At 69.6% G+C, this 4,585-nt stretch carries 5 protein-coding genes and 1 pseudogene; all 6 read right to left on the bottom strand.

Going from position 1 to position 4,585, the window contains the following annotated elements:
* Nucleotides 1–203, bottom strand: a pseudogene (locus D183_RS0109850) (1-deoxy-D-xylulose-5-phosphate reductoisomerase); the annotation flags it as partial.
* A gap of 49 nt (nt 204–252) precedes the next feature.
* Nucleotides 253–1,077, bottom strand: coding sequence for a phosphatidate cytidylyltransferase (locus tag D183_RS0109845; RefSeq protein WP_017908843.1), 825 nt, complete (start codon nt 1,075–1,077; stop codon nt 253–255).
* Nucleotides 1,074–1,814 carry a polyprenyl diphosphate synthase gene (gene uppS / locus D183_RS0109840; protein ID WP_017908842.1) on the bottom strand — a complete coding sequence of 247 codons (741 nt, stop codon included), beginning with the start codon at nt 1,812–1,814 and terminating at the stop codon, nt 1,074–1,076. The genes D183_RS0109845 and uppS overlap by 4 nt, the downstream gene beginning before the upstream one ends.
* 38 nt (nt 1,815–1,852) lie before the next feature.
* A complete protein-coding gene (frr, locus tag D183_RS0109835; protein WP_010344041.1) occupies nt 1,853–2,410 on the bottom strand; it encodes a ribosome recycling factor in 558 nt (185 codons plus the stop codon).
* Between the two features lie 195 nt (nt 2,411–2,605).
* Nucleotides 2,606–3,328: a UMP kinase gene (gene pyrH, locus D183_RS0109830; RefSeq protein WP_010344040.1), complete on the bottom strand. Its 723-nt coding sequence runs from the start codon at nt 3,326–3,328 to the stop codon at nt 2,606–2,608.
* Nucleotides 3,329–3,409: 81 nt separating this feature from the next.
* Nucleotides 3,410–4,585: GGDEF domain-containing protein (locus D183_RS0109825; protein WP_017908841.1), on the bottom strand; the 1,176-nt coding region annotated here is incomplete at its 5' end.

Genomic DNA, 4,585 nt, shown 5'->3' with positions numbered 1-4,585 from the left:
CCGGCCGCGCGCAGGCCGTCGCGCAGCGCCGGGTACAGCGCCGGATCGGCGATCACCGCATGCGCGGGACGGTGCGTGGCGCACAGCGCCAGCAGCGCGTCGACGTTGCGCCCGGCGGCCAGCACGCCGGCGCGCAGGCGCTGCGGATGGCGCGCGATCACGTCCAGCGCCGAGGCGCCGATCGAGCCGGTGGCGCCGAGCACGGCGATGGTGCGGACCGCTGGGGTCTTGCTGCGTTGCGTGTTCACTGGCTCAGAACCCGAAGATGTCCTTGCCCAGCGCGAAGATCGGCAGCGCCGCCAGCACGCCGTCGATCCGGTCCAGCACGCCGCCGTGACCGGGAATCACGTTGCCCGAGTCCTTGGCGCCGACATGGCGCTTGAGCAGGCTCTCGAACAGGTCGCCGACCACCGAGGCCAGCACGCTGACCGCGGCCACGATCAGCAGCCCGGGCAGGTGCGGCAGGGTCACCCCGGCCAGCCAGCCGAAACCGGCGGCCACGATCAGGCCGGCCAGCAGGCCGCCGACCAGGCCTTCCACGGTCTTGTTGGGGCTGATCCGCGGCGCGAGCTTGTGCTTGCCGAACTGGCGGCCGGCGAAATAGGCGCCGGAATCGGCGGCCCACACCGTGGCCAGGGCGGTCAGCAGCCAGCGGTGGCCGTTCGGCTCGCTGGCGTGGATCAGGCCCAGCGCGGCCCAGGCCGGCACGATCGCCAGGGTGCCGGCGGCGAGCTTGAACACCCGCGCGTAGGTGGCGTGGTCGGAGCCGAAGCGGTAGAAGCCCAGCCACAGCAAGGCCACGCACCACCAGCCGGCGCCGATCAGGGTGGTCAGCTGGAACAGCACCAGCGAGCCGGCCGAGGCCCACACCAGCAGCACCATCAGCAGCAGGTTGAGCATCAGCAGGATGGTGCGCGGCAGGGTGTCGTCGACCTCGGCCAGCTTCAGCCATTCCCACAGGCCGATCAGGAAGATCAAGGCGGCCAGTGCGACCAGCCACTGGGTCGGCAGCAGCAGGATGGCGCAGATGGCCAGCGGGGCCATGATCAGCGCGGCGATGACGCGGGTACGGGTCATGCGGAAACGTTCTCCGTCGCCGCTTCGGCGACCTGCGCGCTGGTGAGGCCGAAACGCCGCTCGCGGCGGGCGTAGTCGTCCAGGGCTTGTTGCAGCACCTCGGGGCCGAACTCGGGCCAGAGGGTCTCGGTGAACCACAGTTCGGTATAGGCCAGCTGCCACAGCAGGAAGTTGCTGATGCGCAGGTCGCCGCCGGTGCGGATGAACAGGTCCGGCGGCGGCAGGTCGGCCAGCGCCATGCGCGCCGACAGCGCGTCCTCGTCGATCTGCTCCGGGCGCAGGCGTCCGGCGGCGACGTCCTCGGCCAGCGCGCGCGCGGCCAGGGCGATGTCCTGGCGGCCGCCGTAGCTGGCGGCGATCGACAGGTGCAGCGCCTGGTTGTCGCGGGTGCGCGCCTCGGCCTGGGCCATGCGTTCGCACAGCGACGGCGCGAAGCGCGCGCGGTCGCCGATGAAGCGCACGCGCACGCCGCGCCGCTGCAGTTCCTCGACCTCGCGGTCGAGCGCGTGCAGGAACAGCTTCATCAGCGCGTCCACTTCCTCCTGCGGACGCCCCCAGTTCTCGCTGGAAAAGGCGAACAGGGTCAGCGCGCCGATGCCGCGCTCCAGGCAGAAGTCGATGGTGCGGTTGACCGCGCGGGCGCCGGCGCGGTGGCCGATCACGCGCGGCCGGCGGCGGCGCTGCGCCCAGCGGCCGTTGCCATCCATGATGATGGCCAGGTGGCGGGGCAGGGACATGGGGATGGGGTCGGAAGGCATGGCCGGCAGGCGCAGGCTCAGACCGCCATCAGTTCCTGTTCCTTGCCCTTGACCACGTCGTCCACGTCCTTGATCGCCTTGTCGGTCAGCTTCTGGATGTCGTCCTCGCTGGCGCGGGCCTCGTCCTCGGTGACCTTCTTGTCCTTCAGCAGATCCTTGACCTGCTGGTTGGCGTCGCGACGGATGTTGCGGATCGCGACCTTGGTGTCCTCGCCTTCGCCGTGCACGACCTTGGACAGCTCGCGGCGGCGCTCCTCGGTGAGCGCGGGCAGGTTGAGGCGGATGGTGGTGCCGGCGGTGTTCGGGGTCAGGCCCAGGTCCGAGGCCAGGATCGCCTTCTCGACCGCGCCGACCATCTGCTTTTCCCACGGGGTGATGGTCAGCGAGCGGGCGTCGGCGACGGCCACGCTGGCGACCTGGCTCAGCGGCATGTCCGAGCCGTAGTAGTTGACCTTCAGGTGCTCGACCAAGGCGGTCGACGCGCGGCCGGTGCGCACCTTGATGAGCGCATGACGCAGCGCGTCGATGCTCTTGGCCATGCGGGTCTGTGCGTCTTGCTTGATTTCGTTGAGCATCGCCGGTGTCCGTGCTGAATCTGAATCGGACGATTATAGCCTGCCGGGAGTGGGGAATCGGGAATGGGGAATGGCAAGGGCGGATTCCGGCGCGCCCAACTGAACGCCAATGTGGCGGGGAATCGTGGCCAGCGCCAATGCTGCAGTGCGCAACGCTCTGCGATTCCCCGCTCCCGATTCCCTATTCCCGGGGCGTCAGCCCCTTCCCTTCACCAACGTGCCGATCTCGGCGCCGCGCAGGATCTTCAGCAGTTCGCCGGGCTGGCCCATGTTGAAGATGCGCAAGGGCAAGTCGCTGTCGCGGGCCAGGGCGAAGGCGGCGGTGTCCATCACTTCCAGGTTGCGGGCGATGACCTCGTCGTAGGTCAGGCTGTCGAAGCGCACGGCGTCGGCGTGCTTCTTCGGGTCCTTGTCGTACACGCCGTCGACCTTGGTCGCTTTCAGCAGCAGGTCGGCACCGATCTCGATCGCGCGCAGCGCGGCGCCGGAGTCGGTGGTGAAGAAGGGGTTGCCGGTGCCCGCGGCGAAGATCGCGATGCGGCCCTTTTCCAGGTGGCGGATCGCACGGCGGCGGATGAAGTCCTCGCACACGTCGTTGATCTTGATCGCGCTCATCACGCGCACCTTGGCGCCGAGCTTTTCCAGCGCGTCCTGCATCGCCAGCGCGTTGATGACGGTGGCGAGCATGCCCATGTGGTCGCCGGTGACCCGGTCCATGCCGTTGGCGGCCAGACCGGCGCCGCGGAAGATGTTGCCGCCGCCGATCACCAGCGCCACTTCCGCGCCGGCCTGCTGCGCCTCGATCACCTCATGGGCGAGGCGATTGATGATCTTCGGGTCGATGCCGTAGTCCCCGTCTCCCATCAGCGCTTCGCCGGACAGTTTCAACAGGATACGGCGATAGGCGAGCTGGGACATGGCGACCTCGTTGGGGGATGACGGGCAAACCACACGATTTTAGCCGATGCGCGCCAGTACGTCTGTGCCGCCGGCGATGCTTCAGCGTTGCGCCTCGCCGGACGAACGCGCGGTGACGCGATTGCGACCGCCGTGCTTGGCGCTGTACAGCATGTCGTCGGCCGCCTGCAGCAGTTCCTGCGCGCTGTTGAAGCGCTCGCGGCCGCCCTGGGTGGCCACGCCCGCGGAGAAACTGATGTGCAGCGGCCCCTGCTTGGTGTCGGCCATCGGCCGCTGCGCGATCTCGGCGAGGATGCGCCGCATCACGCCCAGCGCGGCCTCTTCGCCGGTGTTGGGCAACAGCACCAGGAATTCCTCGCCGCCGAAGCGCGCCACGGTGTCGCTGGCGCGCAGCATCGGCTGCAGGGTCTGCGCGAATGCGCGCAGGACCTGGTCGCCGACCAGGTGCCCGTGCGCGTCGTTGATCTTCTTGAAATCGTCCAGGTCGATGAAGGCCACCGACAGCGGCCAGTCGTGGCGATTGGCCAGTTCGAACTGCTGCTTGAGCAGGGTGTCCAGCTGATGCCGGTTGAACACGCCGGTGAGGGCGTCGCGGCTGGCCTGTTCGGCCAGGCGCCGCGCATGCTGCTCGTACTCGTCGGCGCGCTGGCGCACGCGGTTGGCTTCCTGCACTTCGCGCAGGTTGCGCAGCACCATCAGCTCGCGGGCATGGCTGATGATCGCGTCGACCCGTTCCGGCTGCGCGATGCGCACGTCGAAGATCGGGCTGACCGCCGGCAGCGCCTCGGCGATGTGGCCCACCACCTCGTCGAAACGGCGGCTGTCCAGTTGCAGGTCGCGATAGGCGCACTGCATGGCGTGGGTGCGCGCGGCTTCGGGATCGTCGCTGAGCCAGATGTCGGCGACGGCGCCGGACAGGCGCACGCAGATGTCGAAGGGCTCGGTCGCGGCGCCGGCAGTGCCGCCGCCGCCGATACTGCGCTGCAGGTACGCGGGCAGCTTCCATTTCTGCGCCAGCCAGGCGCCGACCTCGGCGCGGTCGGCGCCCAGGTGCTCGCGCTCCAGCGCGCTCAGCCGTTGCGGATCGCCAGCCGCCTCGTGCAGCAGGGCGGCGTACTGGTCGTGGCAGACGTGCAGCAGGGCCAGTGCGCCCATGTCCTGCAACAGCCCGGCCAGCATCAGTTCCTCGTGCTTGCGCAGCCCCGCGGCCTGGCCGAGCAGGCGGCTGGCCAGCGCCGCCAGCACGCTGCGCCGCCA

The sequence above is a fragment of the Xanthomonas sp. SHU 199 genome, from assembly GCF_000364665.1.
Lineage (GTDB): Bacteria > Pseudomonadota > Gammaproteobacteria > Xanthomonadales > Xanthomonadaceae > Xanthomonas_A > Xanthomonas_A sontii.
The sequence above is the reverse complement of the archived record's forward strand: the minus strand, read 5'-3'. Positions and strand labels throughout refer to the sequence as shown.